The 18,313-nt window shown below is 59.7% G+C and carries 12 protein-coding genes and 3 pseudogenes; 6 read left to right on the forward strand and 9 right to left on the reverse strand.

What is annotated here, in order from left to right; genetic code table 11:
* Positions 1-22: 22 nt before the first annotated feature.
* From GA0061098_RS19140 to GA0061098_RS19155, 3 genes and pseudogenes are all read right to left on the reverse strand, one after another.
* Positions 23-325 (reverse strand): annotated as a pseudogene (locus GA0061098_RS19140) (tripartite tricarboxylate transporter permease); the annotation flags it as partial.
* Between the two features lie 1,153 nt (positions 326-1,478).
* Positions 1,479-1,696, reverse strand: a pseudogene (locus GA0061098_RS47225) (tripartite tricarboxylate transporter permease); the annotation flags it as partial.
* A 523-nt stretch (positions 1,697-2,219) separates the two neighbouring features.
* The gene (locus tag GA0061098_RS19155; protein ID WP_091959250.1) at positions 2,220-2,657 is read right to left on the reverse strand and encodes a tripartite tricarboxylate transporter permease; all 438 of its coding nucleotides are present in this window, start codon (positions 2,655-2,657) and stop codon (positions 2,220-2,222) included.
* A gap of 4 nt (positions 2,658-2,661) precedes the next feature.
* Between GA0061098_RS19155 and GA0061098_RS19160 the strand changes: the two are divergent.
* A pseudogene (locus GA0061098_RS19160) lies at positions 2,662-3,136 on the forward strand (CoA transferase); the annotation flags it as partial.
* Between the two features lie 66 nt (positions 3,137-3,202).
* Here GA0061098_RS19160 and GA0061098_RS19165 read toward each other — a convergent pair.
* On the reverse strand, positions 3,203-4,075 hold the full coding sequence (locus GA0061098_RS19165) for an outer membrane protein (RefSeq protein ID WP_091959253.1): 873 nt from the start codon (positions 4,073-4,075) through the stop codon (positions 3,203-3,205).
* Between the two features lie 1,127 nt (positions 4,076-5,202).
* Between GA0061098_RS19165 and GA0061098_RS19175 the strand changes: the two genes are divergently transcribed.
* Positions 5,203-5,685, forward strand: coding sequence for a hypothetical protein (locus tag GA0061098_RS19175; RefSeq protein ID WP_091959256.1), 483 nt, complete (start codon positions 5,203-5,205; stop codon positions 5,683-5,685).
* A 1,040-nt stretch (positions 5,686-6,725) separates the two neighbouring features.
* Here the strand turns inward: GA0061098_RS19175 and GA0061098_RS19180 are convergent.
* The 3 genes from GA0061098_RS19180 to GA0061098_RS19190 form a co-directional block, all read right to left on the reverse strand.
* Positions 6,726-8,246, reverse strand: coding sequence for a tripartite tricarboxylate transporter permease (locus GA0061098_RS19180; protein WP_091959259.1), 1,521 nt, complete (start codon positions 8,244-8,246; stop codon positions 6,726-6,728).
* Between the two features lie 11 nt (positions 8,247-8,257).
* On the reverse strand, positions 8,258-8,800 hold the full coding sequence (locus tag GA0061098_RS19185) for a tripartite tricarboxylate transporter TctB family protein (RefSeq protein ID WP_091959262.1): 543 nt from the start codon (positions 8,798-8,800) through the stop codon (positions 8,258-8,260).
* A 179-nt stretch (positions 8,801-8,979) separates the two neighbouring features.
* Complete coding sequence (locus tag GA0061098_RS19190) at positions 8,980-9,954, reverse strand: Bug family tripartite tricarboxylate transporter substrate binding protein (protein WP_165637466.1); 975 nt, start codon at positions 9,952-9,954, stop codon at positions 8,980-8,982.
* Positions 9,955-10,252: 298 nt separating this feature from the next.
* Between GA0061098_RS19190 and GA0061098_RS19195 the strand changes: the two genes are divergently transcribed.
* The 4 genes from GA0061098_RS19195 to GA0061098_RS19210 all read left to right on the forward strand — a co-directional run bounded on the left by GA0061098_RS19195 (position 10,253) and on the right by GA0061098_RS19210 (position 15,519).
* Positions 10,253-10,606 carry a hypothetical protein gene (locus tag GA0061098_RS19195; RefSeq protein WP_091959268.1) on the forward strand — a complete coding sequence of 118 codons (354 nt, stop codon included), beginning with the start codon at positions 10,253-10,255 and terminating at the stop codon, positions 10,604-10,606.
* Between the two features lie 255 nt (positions 10,607-10,861).
* Positions 10,862-11,356: a hypothetical protein gene (locus tag GA0061098_RS19200; protein WP_091959273.1), complete on the forward strand. Its 495-nt coding sequence runs from the start codon at positions 10,862-10,864 to the stop codon at positions 11,354-11,356.
* A 1,177-nt stretch (positions 11,357-12,533) separates the two neighbouring features.
* On the forward strand, positions 12,534-13,910 hold the full coding sequence (locus GA0061098_RS19205; protein ID WP_091959276.1) for a hypothetical protein: 1,377 nt from the start codon (positions 12,534-12,536) through the stop codon (positions 13,908-13,910).
* A 241-nt stretch (positions 13,911-14,151) separates the two neighbouring features.
* Positions 14,152-15,519 (forward strand): transposase, encoded by a 1,368-nt coding sequence (locus GA0061098_RS19210; protein WP_091959279.1) that lies wholly within the window; start codon positions 14,152-14,154, stop codon positions 15,517-15,519.
* A gap of 698 nt (positions 15,520-16,217) precedes the next feature.
* On the opposite strand, the gene GA0061098_RS19215 is transcribed toward GA0061098_RS19210, so the two are convergent.
* Together GA0061098_RS19215 and GA0061098_RS19220 are read right to left on the reverse strand one after the other, a co-directional pair.
* Positions 16,218-17,015 (reverse strand): enoyl-CoA hydratase/isomerase family protein, encoded by a 798-nt coding sequence (locus tag GA0061098_RS19215; protein WP_091959281.1) that lies wholly within the window; start codon positions 17,013-17,015, stop codon positions 16,218-16,220.
* 63 nt (positions 17,016-17,078) lie between these two features.
* Positions 17,079-18,278 carry a pyridoxal-phosphate-dependent aminotransferase family protein gene (locus tag GA0061098_RS19220; protein WP_091959284.1) on the reverse strand — a complete coding sequence of 400 codons (1,200 nt, stop codon included), beginning with the start codon at positions 18,276-18,278 and terminating at the stop codon, positions 17,079-17,081.
* Positions 18,279-18,313 lie beyond the last annotated feature (35 nt).

Genomic DNA, 18,313 nt, shown 5'->3' on the forward strand with positions numbered 1-18,313 from the left:
TACAAAAAAAAAGCAACTAACTCCACTCGACACCGACCAAAGATCTTCCTACTGGGTCCGCGATTCGCGGCAGCGCCAGCCGGTCCTCCATGGTCAGCAGGATCTCGCTGATGCTGAACAGGCCGATGATGGCGACTAGGAAGTTGATGGCGCAGAGCAGCTCGGGCGAGCCGAAAATCATGCGCAGATTGCCCGATTGAGTCTATGCCGATGCCGGCCAGCAGCCGCCCAGCGACATCGGGATGACCGTCTTGTGCTTGGCCTCGCGCCCCAATCCGACCAAGGAGCGGAAGGTGCGCAGATGGCGTGCGAAAAAGTTGCGAGGCTGAGTCCAGAAATCAGGTCGCCGTGCTGGCGGTCGGCTAGGCGGCAGCTCGTTCAGATCTCGGGCTCCGGAGCACCAGCAATCATTGACTTCGAAGAGATTTCGTCGGAGCTCGCGCAAGAGGAAGTAAGAAAGCTTGCCGAAACCGCAGCGGCGAGCCTCACTGGCCTCATGCCGTAGGTCAGCAGCAAACGGCACGATCGGAATTGAGCTTCCTGCATCTCAAGCACCAAATTGGCTCGATCGACCTAAACAAGCATGAGCGTGCACGGTGCGTCGAGCGGCTTCTCCCAGGACCTAGGGGAGCGCATCAAGCGATCGAACCTGATTTCAGCGCAGAGACCCCATGGTCGGCCCCTAATTGCGTCGGGCGGCCCCGAGCAGAATGGCGGCTCGGCCGCTGAACTCGGGGAGCAGACTGAGGATGTGGTGAAAGCGTCCGGGTCTCCCGATAATGAGTGCCATAAAGAGAAGCTGAGATTTGCCTGAGGCTCTAACGTCTCAACTTTCATGCGAGCGCCTGGCGACGCCATTCAGGTGCGCGCTTGGCACCGCTTACCGCCTTCCGCTTCGCAGCGCAAGGACATGCGCATTTTCCGCTGGTGGCGCTATGCCGCCATCGCTTGCACCGCCCCAATGTTCACAGTTTCTAGCGCTTCCTTGTGCCTCTTCGGTCTCCGCGATCCCTGAGAGCCCGAGCACCGACTGCGTCTTAGCGGCGGGTGAAAAAACCTAGAGTGGCGAACGGCTCAGCCCTGGATCTTCTTACGCCCGATATCTCTGGCGGATCCGACGAGCACAAAAAAGGGACGACGCAACCCGAGAAGCTAACACAGGCCGCGCAGTCTTCGACCAGCACCGCAATCAAATATGCCTGTGCAAACCCCAAAATGCGATCAGCACGAGAGCAACAGCCCCGACTGCCAGCAACAACAGAATGGTTTCGAGCATGGCGAATCAAGCTCCGCAGCGCAGAGGATATACCCAGGAACGAAGTTGTCATTGAATAGCGAGCTAGCTTACCAGCGCGGACCAACGTGGCAGCCGAACGAGCCATGTCGTCACTTAGGATTCCTTGTCGATGTGAAAGCACCCATCCGATCAAGTTCGTGAGGGCCGGGTCGGATACCGTCTCAGGCCACGATCGTAGCGATCAACTACTGGGTCTCACCGGCCAGAACAGCAGCATGATCGCAGGGTCGTGATCGAGCCGACCAGGCCTTTCGACCAGAACACCTTCAGGTCGCCACCGAAGCCGATCATCGAGAGACGAAAGCATCCTCGGTTGCCAAGCACCAGAGCCAGCGTGAATGGCGCCAGCGGAATGCCGATCTTCTTGAAGACGTACCCGACGATGCCGAAGCCTGCGAGCCGAAGGTCATGCGAAGATTGCCCGACACAGCGTCCAGATCACCCGAGCAGAAGAAGTGGGAAAATCGGGAGACTCAGTTAGAAGTCAGGTCTGCGCGCTGGCGGGCGATTGGGCGGCGGCTCATTGAGGTCTCGTGCCTAAAGAGTCCCGGTTGCAACCGTGGCTTTCGACGAGGTTTCATTCGAACTCACGCAAGACGAGACAAGGAGGCTTGCCGCGACCGTAGCAGCAATCTGCAATATCATCCGTTTCAGGGGTAGATTGAAAACTGAATCCTCTGGCGGGAGCTTTCGCGTCGACCAGATCATGTTTCCTCTCCGAGTGCAGGTTGGGCGCGAATGTTATCTTATCATGGAAGCTCAGTGGAATCGGCGCTCGCAGAGCCTACATCAACTAAATCCCACGGCAGAGAGTCGAGCCAATGGCGAGCAATTCCTGCGCCTTGGACACAGTGGTGCAGGTAATTTGATACCTGATTTTATACCTCCTGTTACGTTAGAGTAATCATCTGCCGCCTCCAATTCACACGGCCGGGCAGAACCAGATGTCGAACATCGCGTTCTGGATCGCGTAGGCGCCGATCGCGCACAACACCACGCTCATCGGCGCCACCGCGGCAAACGGCACGTACAGGATCGAGGCGAAGATCGACACCGTCGTCAGCACCAGCACGAGGCCGACGACATTGCCGAGATACATCGAGGCGATCAGGCCCCAGACGAAGTCCTTGTGCTCGACGAACAGCAGCGGCCCGGATTGAGTCCCCACACCGTCAAGCCACCGAGCAGGATCGCCGCTGTGCCCGACCAGGGGGATGCCGAGCGCCAGCATCGGCAGCAGCGCCGAGGTGCCTGACACATGCGGCGCCGTCTCAGACGCGCCCTCGATGCGGCATTTGCCGGGATCCTTGGCGAAACGCTTGGTGAGGTGTAGCCCACGAAAGAGGCCGCGATCGCTCACCGTCTTGTTAAAGACCTCTGATGGCTACATCAGCTAGCCATCACCGGCGGAAGACGTGATAGCGATTGCGCCTAGGCGATCGACGACCCGGAGCTCTATGTCCTTCCCGACTACGCGATAGACCTGCGTGCTCCAAGAACCGCGACGCGCTCAACGCCAAGATCGAGAAGCGCGCCGTGACGTACTCGACCAAGACCTGGGTCCGAGAACTCAACGCGGCCGGCGTGCCCTGCGGGCCGAACTACGCCATCGACCAGGTGTTCAAGGACTCGCAGGCCAGGCATCTCGGCAACGCCCAGGATGTGCCGAACGACGAGGGCCGCCATGTCCGCCTGGTCCAGCCCGTGACGTTGTCGCGCACGCCGAGCAAGATGGTGGCGCAGCCGCCGGAATTCGGCGAGCAGACCGACGAGGTCTTGAAGGAGTTCGGCTTCGACGCAGACGAGATCGCAAAGCTGCGCGACCTAAAGGTGATGTGACTCGGGTAAGAAACGACAATGCCCGGTAGGATTGCCGGGCATCACCGGTAGTTCGCGCTGGACAGCTCAGTACTTCGCGACGACGGGCGTCGGGGTGAACGCATAGTTAAAGCCGACCCGCAGCACGTGATCGTGGAAGCTGACGTCCGCCTGATTGGCGGTTCCGACGAAGTAAGTTTTACTCCCGAAATCCATGTAGAGATATTCGAGCTTGGCCGACCAGTTCCGGGTGAACTTGCGCTCGACGCCCGCACCCACCGTCCAGCCAACTCGGATATCGGTGCTCGTCACCCCGGCCCCGATCGGGAAGTTGAACGCGCCGAGCGGAGTGGTGCCACCGAGACCCGGCCCGAAGACCTGGATTCCAAGGGCGGTCGCGGACGAATATTTGAACTCGCCGACAGCGAGACCACCGGTCGCGTACCACAGGGTCTGCGGATCCGAGAGGATGCCGACGCGCCCGCGAAACGTCGCGAACCATTGCAGATCATAGGAAAGATTACCGGTCAACGTGGCAATGGAGTTGAAATCCGTCCCCCCCGGGATGCCAATGATGTTCGAACCGTAACGCGCGCTCGTCGTCGTCACCGTCCGCGACGACCGCTCGCCTGTCGCTTGAATGTCGCCCTCGAGGCCGACGACCCATTTCGGATCCACCTGCCAGTTGTAGCCCAGCTGTCCGCCGGCTAGCCAACCGTCGACATTCTGACCGAACGAACCGAACTGTGGAGCCGGGAACGGCAGTGCGATCGGCGCTACGCTCGTCTCCGCCCTGCCCCAGCTATATCCGGCGTTTAATCCGGCATAGAAGCCGGTCCAGCTCCAGACCGGATCAACGACGGCCGGAGCCTTCACATAGGGTTTCGCTGCCAGATCAGCGGCCACTGCGCTGGTCGCGACCAACGATGCCGCCACAATTCCCATCACAATCTGCTTCATCGCAATGCCCCGTGAGAAATTAAGAAAGCCACCGGGAGCATAAGGGACAACGCTGGCCTAAGCTGTTGCATAACAGCAACATTTGGGAACAACCACTAGGCCTGAGCGATTGGACTACGGCGACGCAATTAAGCTAAACTACTGATTAAGCTGACTTTTCATGGTGCAGCCGCTTTGCCTCGCCGGCCCCAGCCGACACGGCCGAGCAAGGCCGTCGACCACCGGCCAGAACAGCAGCACGATCTCGAGCGTCGTGCTCGAGCCGAGTAGGCCGTTCGACCAGAACACCCCAAGGTCCCCGTTCAAGACCCCTGACGGCTACATCAGCTAGCCACCACCGGGGTAGCGATTGCACCCAGGCGATCGGCGAACCGGAGCTCTGTGCCCCATCCCGACTACGCGATAGCCCTTGCCCGCTCAACGCGGCGTGCCCTGCGGGCCGATCTAAGCCAGCGACCAGATGTTCGAGGACGCCCAGGTCAGACATCTCAGCATCGGCCAGGACGTGGCGAACGACGAAGATCGCCACATCCGCCTGGTCGGCCAACCTTTGACGTTGTCACGCACGCCGAGCAGGATGGGTGTGGCCGCCGGAATTCGGCGAGCAGACCAACCAGGTCTTAAAGGAGTCGGCTTCGGCTCGGACGAGATCGCAGGGCTCAGGGACGCTAAGGTGGTATGAGTTCAGAGAGAACATTTCCCAGCGCCCGTTAGACTTGACGGCTCAAGCTCTCGCTGCTCTTAAAGGCGAGCGTCAAACGAGGACATGGTCGAAGATGATCCAAAATTGGCTCCTGGCCGTCTTTAGCGGCTTGATGGTGGTCGGGTGCTTCTTCACTGCCATTTTCGTCGATAGTATCTCCTTTAGGATAAGGGAACGACGATCCCGCCTCCCTGCTTCCCATCGCCGCGCCTTAGGAACTCCAACAGCCGTTCCTTGAAACAAACATCGGTGTCGATCCGAAGGCCTATCGTCGGCCAATCACCTCTACATCCTCTTTGCCGCGGTGGGTCCGAGGATGCTTTCTCGGGCCAAACCACTGCACCTCAGAGGACAACGACATGATCAAGCCAATCAATGCCATCGTTCCCAATGCCAAGCATACCGGAAGTATATAGATAATCAGATGATTTTGAGCACCCATGCAATCGTCGGTGGCGCGATAGCCAGCCTGATTCCATCACATCCGGCAGCCGCGGCGATCGCGGGATTTGCAAGCCATTTTGCAATTGATGCAATTCCGCACTGGGACTATCCGCTTCGCTCAATAAGTCTAGGCAAAGGTGCTAACAATCGCGGCCTGTCCTTCAGCAGCGCGACGCTGAGGGATTTTGCAATTATCGGAATTGATGCGTGCGCTGGCCTCGGCCTTGCGCTTTGGATGTTTGCAACGGCAGGATCAATTTGGACGATTGCGATCGGCGCCTTCACCGCGATGTTGCCAGACGCCCTGCAATTCGTTCACACCCTTTACCCTCGTGGCTTACTTCACGCGCTCCAACGCTTTCATTGGTGGATACACTCTAAGCGCGCGTTGACGGGATTATTTGGCGTGGGTTCGCAGCTCGCATTCGCCGGAATGATCGCTGTACTCGCCAGAAGCTTCTAATTGAATCCGGCAGCACTGTGGCCCGCGTATGTCGGATCCAATGAAGAATGCGGGGTTCTCTCATGTCTATGCGGACAAGTTGACGCTTCATCTACCCTCAGGGTTCGGGCCAAGACCAGCCACCGCCAGAACGATGCCGAAGTCATGGCAGCCCGTAGTCGGGCAGTCCCCATGATGCCAAGGAGCCAACCACCAAAGAAGAAGACAATAAGCGTAAGGAGATAGGTCGTTGCGCAGAGGGACCGAGCGCATTTTGAACGCGATCACCCTCAATTGGCCCAGCGCACAACCTCCTGCGCAGAATGCGGCCAAAAGCACTACAAACCCGCTGCTGATTCCCCCTATAGAAGCGTGCATCGACAAACGACGTCGCGACATTCAAGACGACCGCGACCAGGCAGGTGGTGAGGAGGAATCGAGGCCGGAGTGCTAAGCGGGCCGATTTTTTATTAATGAACCAGATGTCTTGGAGGCGTGGGTCAAGCATATCGGCACCAAAAGGGGGACCAAATCCCCTTAACCGGCCAGCCGCTTACGCTGCTAAGGTTGCCGAGCAAAGATGGTGGCGCCCCCGCCGGAATTGGCCAAAGAAGTAGATTGAAGCGGCGGAACAGCCACAGAAATTGACCGCCTGGCGGCGGCGCGATAGCCTCATCCAAATACTACTTTCCAATCAGAGCAAACGGCAACAAAGAGGGCCAGCCGAAATGACTCTTGTATGGTCTGCCCGGTGTGCCAGTCCGTTTACCTACGTTCCATAAGAGCCTGTGCCAGGCCGGAGACGGGGCAGTTCTCATGTACCACTTGTGGCGAGATCATCGCCCAGTGGCATACGCCATACGTACCCATCTACACCACGAGCGACCAGACAGACTTACTTTCCACGAAGCCAGCTCGTAACACAAAGTTCGATTTTGCGAAGGCTATAGCGGACGAGATATGCGAACCGAGAACCAACTTAACGATTTCAGCGCAAGCTAAGTTGACGATAAAGTATAGCGACTTTCTCACCAGGCCGCGCGCCAGCGAACATTATTTGTCTAAACTTGCAGTGGCGTGGCTTTAGCTCGTTTCATCCGAAGGCGCGTCAGAATCCGGTCAACAACCGGCCAGAACAGCAGGACGATCGCCAGCGTCGTGATCGAGCCGACCAGGCCGTTCGACCAGAACACCTTGAGGTCGCCGCCGGAGCCGATCATCGACAGGCGAAAGGCATCCTCGGCGCGATTGCCGAGCACGAGCGCGAGGGTGAACGGCGCCAGCGGAATGCCGATCTTCTTGAAGACGTAGCCGACGATGCCGAAGCCGAGCATCAGCCAGATGTCGAACATCGCGTTCTGGATCGCGTAGGCGCCGATCGCGCAGGACACCACGATCATCGGCGCCACCGCGGCAAACGGCACGCGCAGGATCGAGGCGAAGATCGGCACCGTCGTCAGCACCAGCACGAGGCCGACGACATTGCCAAGATACATCGATGCGATCAGGCCCCAGACGAAGTCCTTGTGCTCGACGAACAGCAGCGGTCCGGGATTGAGGCCCCACACCATCAGGCCGCCGAGCAGAATCGCCGCGGTGCCCGAGCCGGGAATGCCGAGCGCCAGCATCGGCAGCAGTGCCGAGGTGCCTGACGCATGCGCCGCCGTCTCCGGCGCGAACACGCCCTCGATGCGGCCCTTGCCGAAACTTTCGGGATCTTTGGCGAAACGCTTGGCAAGGTTGTAGCCCATGAAGGAGGCCGCGATCGCGCCGCCCGGGGTGATGCCGAGCCAGCAGCCGATGAAGGAGGAGCGCAGCAGCGTGGTCCAGTATTTCGGCAGGTCCTTCCAGACGCCGAGCACGACGCGGAGCGAAATGCTGGCGGCGTGCCCGCGCAACGCCAGCCGCTCCTCCATCGTCAGCAGGATCTCGCTGATACCGAACAGGCCGATCACGGCGACCAGGAAGTTGATGCCGCGGAGCAGCTCCGGCGAGCCGAAGGTCATGCGGAGATTGCCCGACACGGTATCCATGCCGATGCCGGCGAGCAGCAGTCCCAGCGACATCGAGATGACGGTCTTGTGCTTGGCCTCGCGCCCCAATCCGACGAAGGAGCAGAAGGTCAGCAGATACACCGCGAAGAACTCGGGCGGGCCGAACTTCAGCGCAAAGGACGAGATCATCGGCGCGAGGAACGTAATCAGCAGCACCGCGACCAACGAGCCGATGAAGGAGGAGGTGAACGCCGCGGTCAGCGCCTCCGCCGCCCTGCCCTGCTGCGCCATCGGATAGCCGTCGAAAGTGGTCGCGACCGACCAGGCTTCGCCGGGGATGTTGAACAGGATCGAGGTGATCGCGCCGCCGAACAGCGCGCCCCAATAGATGCAGGACAGCATCACGATCGCCGAAGTCGGATCCATCGTGAAGGTGAGCGGCAGCAGGATGGCAACGCCGTTGGGACCGCCCAGCCCGGGCAGCACGCCGACGAAGATGCCGAGCACCAGCCCGACCATCATCAGCACGAGCGTCTTCCACGTCAGCAGGACGGCAAAGCCGTGAAGCAGGAGACCGAAAGCTTCCATCGCAGGACCGCCTAGCGGCCGAAGGCCGCTTCGAGCGGCCCTTTCGGCATGATGACGTCGAAGGCGACATCGAATGTGACGAACATGATCGCCGTGAACACAAGAGCTGTGAGCAGCGACTTCCACAGCGCGATCTTGCCGACGAAGCGCATGAAGCCCGAGATCAGGAGGAAGCTCGCGACATAGAGGCCGAGGAACTGCATCACGAGGCAGAACAGCAGCGTCGGCACGAACACCGCCATGACGCGGCGGGCCTGTGCGCGCGTGACGAAGGTTCCGAACGCCGCACGCCGCGCCAGCAGCGCCACGATCAGGCCGTAGAGGCTGCCGCCGCCGAGGATGACCGAGAGATAGAACGGAAAATAACCGGGTTCGGGCCCGGTCGAATCCCAGGACGCGCCGGTGCGCCAATTGTCGTAGCCGAGCGTGACGGCCAGCGCGAGCAGCAGCAGGCAGACGAATATCTCGATTGTGACGGACGAGACGACGGAAGGCGAGTCGTCTTCAGGCGCGGTCGGATCGTCGACGACGATTTCAAGATCGGTTTGGGACATGAGCGAACAACAAACGCTGTGGCCAATCCCCTCGCCCCGCTTGCGGGGAGAGGGTCAGGGTGAGGGGGTCTCCACGAGGACGGTGAAAGATGGACTCGCGGAGAGTCCCCCTCACCCTGATTGCATCTTACGATGCGATCCGACCTCTCCTCGCAAGCGGGGCGAGGTGAAGAAGACGACTACTTCGCGACGAATCCGGCTTCGGTCATTAGCGACTTGTTGATGGCATCATCCTCCTCGAGGAACTGCACCATGTCCTTGCCGGTGAGGAAGATCGGCTTCAGCGCCTGCTTCTCCATGTAGTCCTTGTACTCGGCGGTCTGCGTCACCTTGTGGAACAGCTCGACATAGAACGCCTGCTGCTCAGCCGTCACCTTGCCGGGCAGGAACATCGCGCGCAGCATCAGATATTGCACGTCAACGCCCTCCTCCTTGCAGGTGGGGATGTCGGCCCAGGACTGGGTGTCCGTCACCTTGCTGGTGTAGGAGATGCGCTCTTTGTCGAACACGCAGAGCGGACGCACCTGGCCGGCGCGCCAGACTTCGAGATTTTCCGATGGATTGTTGACGTTGGCTTCGGTGTGGTTGCCGACCAGCTGGGTCGCGGCCTCGCCGCCGGACTTGTAGGGCAGATAGGAGAATTTTGCGCCGGTCTTCTGTTCGAGGAAGACGGTCAGCACGTGATCCTCGCGCTTGGAGCCGGTGCCGCCCATCTTGAACGGCGCGCTCGCCGCCTTCGCAGCCGCGACGAACTCCTTCACCGTCTTGGGGCCCGCGCTGTTGTCCCAGAGCACGAACTGGTCGAGCGCGACCACCGAAACCGGGGTCAGCTCACGCCAGTTGAACGGGATCTTGGCCGACAGCGGCAGCATGTAGATCAGCGAATAGGCGATCAGCACCTTGTTCGGATCGCCCTCGCTGGACTTCATATACATCAGCGCTTCCGCACCCGAGGCGCCGCCCTTGAGCGAGACGACGATCGGCTGCTTCATCAGATTGTTCTTCTGGATCGCGGCCTGCATCATCCGCGCCATCTGGTCGGAGGCGCCGCCCGCGCCCGCCGCCACCACGATCTCGACGGGCTTGGCCGGCTCCCAGCCTGCAACAGCCGGCGTGCCGCAAAGCGCGACTGTCAGCGCAATCGCGGCCTTCATTCCATGTCCCACGGGCGTCTTCCCTATGTTCTTGTTCGGATTGGAAATTCAGAGATGAATTCAGTGACCATTGTGCTGATGAATCCGGCCAAGTTCAAGCCGTCCGACGTCATCCCCGTTATGACTTTGGAATGAGATCCAAACGAGACAAGCCTCGCGCAACTGAGCTACAAGCGATCCGCCGGGCTCGTAGGCTCGGAGGAGTTAGCCGTGGCCCTGATCAAGGCCTTATTTTAGAATAGGCCAATTCGATTAAGCGTAATTTCCGAAAATACAAAGAAGCTAAGAGTGATGAGTGATGCCGCGCCTGCTCTACATCAACGAAAAATTCGGCCACGACGCGACGATCTTATTGGACAGCGGAGACGCCTGCTGGATCTCTGTGGGCAAGAAGGGTGTCTTAGTGCGTTCGCACACGCACAATTTCTGGGGCGGATTGCTGGGAAGCGTCTTTGGTCCGAAGCTCTACCAAGAGCGGAATATATACCAGGCACTAAACGTTGCGCAGGCTCTCACGGCGATGTTTCGGCCGGTTCCACAAATTCGGTGCAAGGACATGATGCTGGCCGCATTTTGTACAGCAGCCTGGCAGTGCTCGTCACCAGAACGTGTCAAGGCCGTACTAAATGATCCGGAGTTGCTCGCCGCGTAATTGCTAGGCTTCACCGAGCCCATTTTTGTGCAACGCCGCGCTTGCATTTTTCTGATCTAACCATATTCGTTAAGCATGAGTACGCGTAGAAAAGTAAGTTTAGACCTCGACCACGAGCGGCGGAGAACGCGGTGGAAAGTCCAGTGGGGAGTTCCCGCCCGAGCCGCTGGCGGCGCTGCAAGGGCAGCCGCCCTATCACGTGACGAGCGTAGGGAAATAGCTCGGAAGGCCGCTAAAGCCCGCTGGGCGAGACACTTGCCGCAAGCGACGCATGAAGGCGTCCTTCATTTCGGAACCATCGAGATTGAGGTTGCGGTCCTCGACAACGGGCAGCGCGTGATCACTCAGAGTGGCCTAATGGTAGGCCTAGGCCGCATTCGCCCGCCCAAAGGACGTCAGTATTACAGGAGCGGCCCCAATCTCCCTGCTTTTTTGACAGTGCAGAGTCTCAAGCCTTTTATCGGCGAAGACCTTTTCGCGATAGCCGACCAGATCGAATTCCGCACCAGGCATGGCGTTAAGGCGTTCGGGTACGCGCCGAACTTCCTCCCAAACGTCTGCGATGTCTTTGCGCGCGCACAACATGCTGGAGTCCTAAAAGCCACTCAGCACGACATCGCAAACCGCGCCCAAATTATCGCCAAGCAGCTCGCACGCTCATGCACGATGCGTCTCATAGATGAAGCGACGAGTTACCAAGAAATTCGCGAGACACAGACACGGCGGAATACTTATCGGCGCGAGGAATGAAGCTAAAGCTTCCCCACAGGTTCCGGCATCAATCTAGGATAGGACTTATTTAGTTTAGCGCCGAGCCATAGCCTGATTAGCGAACTGGAAGAGCGAGGCAGTTGGCGGTAAATTTTCCGTAGCGCGTCGCTATCCGATGATGTTGCTCGATCCTGTTGAAGAACCGCTCATTTGATTGCCGCCGCTATAAGGACTACGCATGAACTTCCTTCAAGGCGTCCTTATTGTTTTAATGCTGGCCGGCGCTGGTACAGCCGTGTTCGCCAAGGGTGGGTCGCAGGATCCAAAACCTAAATCGCAATGCCTCGTGAATGCTTCCGAACTGCCGTCGGGAACACCAAAGGTCATGTGTCCAACCCGCAGCTCACCGGGAGGCTTTTGCGTCTGTCCAAGATTCACTAAGGACGGCGAGGCAGACGGACACTTTGTTGGGACGGCAAGATAGCCAACCGCCTCCCTTGACAACCGGTATTGTACGCCTGCGCGACGTGCAAAGACCGGCATTATTGAGATCGCTTGGGCGGCGGCTGTCGGAGGCGCGTTGGGACTGGACACGGAGGCGCAATGCAGCGGTCTCTTGAAGGACTTGCCCTTCCAGTTCGGCGCGCGCTTGTTGAGGAAGGCGTCCATGCCCTCGCACGGTGACGTGCGGCGGACACCACGCACCTGTCTCTGGTCACCTGCGCGGGGAGCGAGCGCCCGAATATGTTGCCCCGCGGCCACGACGGCTGGAAATGCAGGTCGGGATAGACAGAAACGGGCGCAAATGGATATCCGTTCATTGCAGGCCGTTGCGATGAGGCGCAATTCCGAGTCTTGCCAGCCCCTCCCGCTCATCGGCACGCCAGCCCTTAGGATTGCACCGTCGATAACACTGCGGAACGCTTAACTCCAAAGCATTCCCCCAAACAGCCTGGGCTACTCCCACCGCCGCATTCAACGACCTGAGGAGTCCGAAGGCAGCTCAATACGGGCTCGCCTTCTGCTGCCGGCCGCTTCCGACGATCGCCGGTTCCTCTAAGGTTTCGGTAACCACACGATCATTTTGAGAGCAATTAGCGAGTTGCACAACTGGCATCACTACAACCTTTAAGGCGCTACTCGTTTAGGTTGATTTCATCGCTAATCTCCCATCCTTCCTTTCTCGATTTTCAAAATCACCAACAAGAGTGACCGCGTGACAAAAGAAACTATTGGAACCGGCAGGTCGCCCCAGCCCGACTGCTTCATTCGTCCAGACGAGACTTCGCTCAGGGGCTCGCCTCTTGCGCTCGCCCTCATGGTAGTGTGCGGGTTTTTAGGCCTTGTGCTGCGTTACCTCGTCCGGGAACACGCCACCAGCGACACCTTTCAGTTTCTGCTCCCCTGGTATGTCTTTACCCGAGATTACGGTATTGGAGCGCTGGCCGAACCCTTCACCAACTATACCCCGTTTTACAGCTACCTCCTGCTGATCGCCGCCCGTTTTGATGGGCTCGGCCAGCCACTTTCCCTCGTGAAGGCGATCTCGGCAATATTCGAGTTCGGTTGCGCGGTCGTTGTCGCCCAGATGGTCTGGCGGGCCACAAAAGTGCCATTGCGCACGTCCATGGCATTCTGCGCGGTTTGGCTTGCGCCGACAGTGATCTTCAATGGCGCAATGTGGGGGCAGGCAGATTCGATCTGGACTATCTTCACGCTGGTCTCCGTGGCGCTGTTCATGCGAGACCGGAATGGCATTCTGCCGTTCGCGGTGGCTTTTTCGGTGAAGGCCCAGGCCGTATTCTTGAGCCCCTTCGTATTGGGCATGATTCTGCGCCGCAGGATCCATGTAGCGTGGCTTGCCACTGTTCCTGGGGTCTATCTGCTCCTCGCCATTCCAGTTCTCGTCGCGGGCAGATCCTTGGTCTCCGTGCTCGGCGTCTATATGGACCAGATTAACACTTTTGATCGTCTCTTCATAAGTGCAGCGAACATCTGGATATTCGCTTCGGGCACACCGTACGCAATCGGAGTCGCCGTCGGCGTAGTGCTTGCAGCAGCGAGCGGGCTTGCGTTGTCGGTTTTCATCGCGCGCTCCAAGCGCTCGGAGCCGGAGTTTATTCTGCTTGTCGCGTGTGTATCGCTCATGCTCATGCCGTACCTACTGCCGAAGATGCACGAGCGCTATTTCTACGCGTTCGAAACTGCGTCCATCGCCCTGTCCTGCATCAATCTGCGCTATCTGCCGTTCGCGGTTATTGCCCAAGTCGACGGTGTATTATCCTATCTCGCATACGATCGCGGGATCGCCATGGGTCTGCCGCCGGCAGCGCTCTGCAACACCTTTCTCGCATTCTACCTCGTGCTTGATCTTTGGCGCGGCAAAGAAAGTGGATTTCGCTTTCCGAGGCTTGCCTGGCTTGGCTTCACCGTGTCGACTGCGGGGTTGCTGTGCTATTTAGTGCTCGCAGGAAGCGGGTGGAACATGTCCCCCGCCTACTTGATCGCCACAGGCCTTGCCACGGCCATGACGGTGCGGCTCCTCAAAGAGTCGCAGCGCACCTCGGCCAGCGGTCCGGAAAGGTTGCGTTGAGTTCAACTCTCGGCACTTGGTGCGTCTTCTCTTCGATATCTGCGAAAGCGGGTGATAGCGCCGCCGAGCTAAAAGTGCTGCAATCGGACGTACGTATTGGCGTTGCGTATCCTTGAGTTGCTAATCGGCGCTAACGAGCGCCACGTCTGCTCAGGGTCCGATTTTGTTGCAAAAGTCGGTTGAGTAAGACCTCGAACGATGATTCCGTTGTGTTGACGCGATTCTCGGCGAGGTCGATCCAATGATGGGCCGTCTGAAGAGTGACCAAGGTCAACTGTTCTACGAGTTTCGTCTTGGCGATGCGGTCCCCGGAGATCATTTGGTGCGGAAGATCGATGCTGCTCTCGATCTGTCTTGGCTTCGTAGCGAGCTTGCGCCCCATTATTCGTCCATGGGCCGTCCGTCGATCGATCCGGAACTGATGATCCGGATGCTGGTGGTTGGGTATGTCTTTGCGATCCGCTCGGAGCGATTGATCTGCCGCGAAGTACAGGTGAACCTCGCCTATCGCTGGTTCTGCAAGCTCGGCATCGAAGATGCTATTCCCGACCCATCAGCGTTCTCGCGTGCCCGCAACGAGCGTTTCCGCGAGGGAGATGTTTTTCGCCACGTGTTCGAGCGGGTCGTCGAGGCGTGTATTGCGGCCGGTCTGGTTGGTGGTGAAGGCTTTGCAGTTGATGCGAGCCTGATTGCGGCCGACGCCAACAAGCAGCGCTCGATCGCGGGTCAGGATTGGCGCAGGGACCGCGATCCGGGGAGGTCCAGCCGCGCCGTGAAGGAGTATCTGGCGACTCTCGATGATACGGCGTGGGGCGCCGCCAGCGACGTTGTGCCGAAGTTCGTCTCGCCATCCGATCCCGCGGCCCAGTGGACCGGCGCGCACAAGGGACCGGCATTCTTCGCTTACTCTGACAACTATCTCATCGACATGAAGTTCGGCGTCATCTTGGACGTCGAGGCGTCTCGTGCCATTCGGCAAGCCGAAGTCGGTACCGCAAAGACAATGATCGAACGTACAGAGGAGCGTTTTGGCCTCAAGCCGGAGCGGCTCGCGGCCGATACCGCTTATGGATCGGCTCCGATGCTGAACTGGCTGGTGGAGAAGGACATCGCGCCACACATTCCGGTTATCGACAAGTCAAAGCGAGAGGATGGGACCTTCTCGCGCAACGACTTTCGATATGATCCGACCAGCGACGTCTACCACTGCCCGGGCGGAAAGCGGCTTGGAACGAGTGGCACCGTGCAAGAGGGCAAGACGCTTCTGTATCGCGCCAGCAAGATCGACTGCGATGTATGCCCGCTCAAACCGCAGTGCTGCCCAAAAGAGCCCGCACGCAAGATCCCGCGCGACGTCCATGAACACGCCCGAGACGTTGCACGCTCCTTCGCTGGCACCGAGGGCTTTGAGCAGTCGCGACGTGAGCGAAAGAAAATCGAGATGCGGTTTGCGCACCTGAAGCGCATCCTCAAGCCCGGCCGGCTTCGACTGCGTGGTCCACAAGGCGCCCAGGATGAGTTCGTTCTGGCTGCCATCGCCCAGAACTTGCGGCGGCTCGCATCGCTGGTTGCGCGAGCGCCTCCCGCTCAGGTTCTGTGTACTACGTAGCGTAAGAGTTGCGTAGAGAGTGTCGGGGTCGGGGACCAAATCCCGACGCCCAGGTGAAATGGCCGAACGGCATCGTCGGTTACAGCCGACTTTTGCAACAAAATCGGTCCACGAGCGGACAGATCGGCGGACGCCGTGGCGGGTCAGCTATGAGCCAAGAGCAGCCGTTCAAGCGCGACATTCTAGCTAACCCTTTTCGTCCCACTTAACTGGGCCCCACGGTTGAGAATCCGCCCACGCCTTCAATTCGTCGGGAGATAGATGTTCGCCCGAGTTTCCGAGCAAACAATAGTACAAAAAGCCATCCTTGGTTTCGGGTATAGGTCGGCTTTCGACTGTTGATGGCTCATCGTCTGTGTCGCGGTCAAAGCGGGACGACGCGAGACGCGCTTCCTTCCGGTAAGCTGCGATGCGCTGCGGGATGCTTCCATCATAGTACCAAGTGCCCTCCGCAGCTTTTTCACTCATGCTGCGCTTGTAACCTAGAGCCACTTACCAAAAAATGGGTCGCGCCAATCTTAGGTTGCAGGTCAATCCCTGTTCAACTGACAACGTTGGGTGGATGGAGCTTCATTTCGGCTTTGAGTCAAAACCGGCAATGCTCTGATTGAGCAGAATATTTCTGTTTAGATCTCAAAGCCGACGTCTGCGCCTTTATGAGTACACGCCTTAATATGGCGCGGCCGGCCGGACGCGGGCTACCTGCCCTTCCAGTTCGGCGTGCGCTTGTTGAGGAAGGCATCCATGCCTTCGCGAAAATCTTCGCTCATATAGGCTTTCAGGATCAAGTCCTCGCCCTCTTCGCGCGACAGCGTGCGGCGGATGCGGCGCACCGCTTCCTTGGTCGCTTCCAGCGTGAGCGGCGCATGGCTGGCAACGAGCTTTGCGGTCTCGTCGGCGCGGCGCTGCAGCGTCTCGACGTCAGGCACGACCTCGTTGAGGAGGCCAAGCGCCAGCGCTTCCGGCGCCTCGACGAGACGCGCCTTGAAGATCAGATCCTTGGTGCGGGCGGGACCGACCAGCGCGACGACGCGGCTGATGTTCGACATCGACAGGCAATTGCCGAGCGTGCGCGCGATCGGAAAGCCCATCCGCGTCGTCTCGGTGCCGATGCGCAGGTCGCAGCAGGCTGCGATGCCGGCGCCGCCGCCGGTGCAGGCACCGGCGATGGCCGCGATCACGGGCACGCGGCACTGCTCGAGCGTGCCGAGCACGCGGTCGATGCGCGCCTCGTAGTCGAGTGCGTCCTGCGCGGTCTTGAACGCACGGAACTGGGAAATGTCGGTGCCGGAGGCGAAGGCCTTGTCGCCGGCGCCGGTCAGGATCAGCGCCTTGATCGAGCGGTCGGCGTTGATCTCCTGGCAGATCTCCGCCATGCGATCATACATGGCGAAAGTCATTGCGTTGCGCGCCTGCGGGCGGTTGAAGGTGATCCGCGCGATGCCGTCCTGGACGGAGTAGAGCAGGTCTTCGTTGGCAGTCGTCGGTGCGTTCATCGCGCGCTCTCTTCTTCTCTAGGTCGGTTCAGGCCAGTTGAGCCGCCAGGCCACCTGAGCCTTTTAAGCCACCTGAGCCTTGGTCATCGGCACCACGTCGCGTCCCTTCAGGACGTCCATGGCCGCCAGGACGCCGCCGCTCCGGTGCGGAATCTTTGCCAGATCGAGGCCCATCTCGACGCCGGCGAGCGTGCCCATCAGCATCAGATCGTTGAAGTGGCCGATATGGCCGATGCGGAACACCTTGCCCTTGACCTTGTTCAGGCCGGTGCCGAGCGACATGTCGAAGTTTTCCAGCACAACCTTGCGGAAGGCGTCGGCGTCGTGGCCATCAGGCACGCGCACGCCGGTCAGCGCCGGCGAGTGTGCAGCCGGGTCGGCGCACTGCGTCTCCAGGCCCCAGACCTTGATCGCGGCACGCGTCGCCGCGCTGTGGCGCTTGTGGCGGGTCCAGACGTTCTCCAGCCCCTCCTCTTCCAGCATCTTGACCGCTTCGCGCAGGCCGTAGAGCAGATTGGTGGCGGGCGTATAGGGGAAGGTGCCGAGCTTGTTGAAGTTGATGACTTCCTGCCAGTCCCAGTAGGAGCGCATGCCGGGGTTGGCTTTCGCGACGGCCAGCGCCTTCTCCGAGACGGCGTTGAAGCCGAGGCCGGGCGGCAGCATCAGGCCCTTCTGGGAGCCGGCGACCGAGACGTCGATGCCCCAGGCGTCGTGTTCGTATTCCATCGAGCCGAGGCCGGAGATGGTGTCGACCATCAGCAGCGCCGGATGCTTGACGCGGTCGAGCAGCTTGCGCACCTCCAGCGGCGGCGTCACGCAACCCGTCGAGGTCTCGTTGTGGACGACGCAGACCGCCTTGATCGCGTGCTGCTTATCGGCGACGAGGCGCTTCTCGATCTCGGCGAGGTCGGCGCCGTGACGCCAGTCGCTCGGGATGAAGTCGACGTCGAACTTGAACTTGTCGGCGATGCCGCGCCACAGCACGGCGAACTGGCCGGTCTCGCACATCAGGAGCTTGTCGCCGGGCGCGAACACGTTGACCATCGCCGCTTCCCAGGCGCCGGTGCCGGACGAGGGGAAAATGATCACGGGCTGCTTGGTGCGGAACACCCGCTGCATCGAGGCGAGAACCGCAAAACCGAGCTCGGCGAACTCCGGACCGCGATGGTCCAGGGTCGGCATGTCCATCGCCCGCAGCACCCGGTCGGGCACGTTGGTCGGTCCTGGAATCTGTAAGAAATGCCTTCCAGTGTGCACGGTCATCGGCGTCCTTCCCGGTCTTTGAGGCTGTCTTGGAA

The organism is Bradyrhizobium shewense (assembly GCF_900094605.1).
GTDB classification, from domain to species: Bacteria; Pseudomonadota; Alphaproteobacteria; order Rhizobiales; family Xanthobacteraceae; genus Bradyrhizobium; species Bradyrhizobium shewense.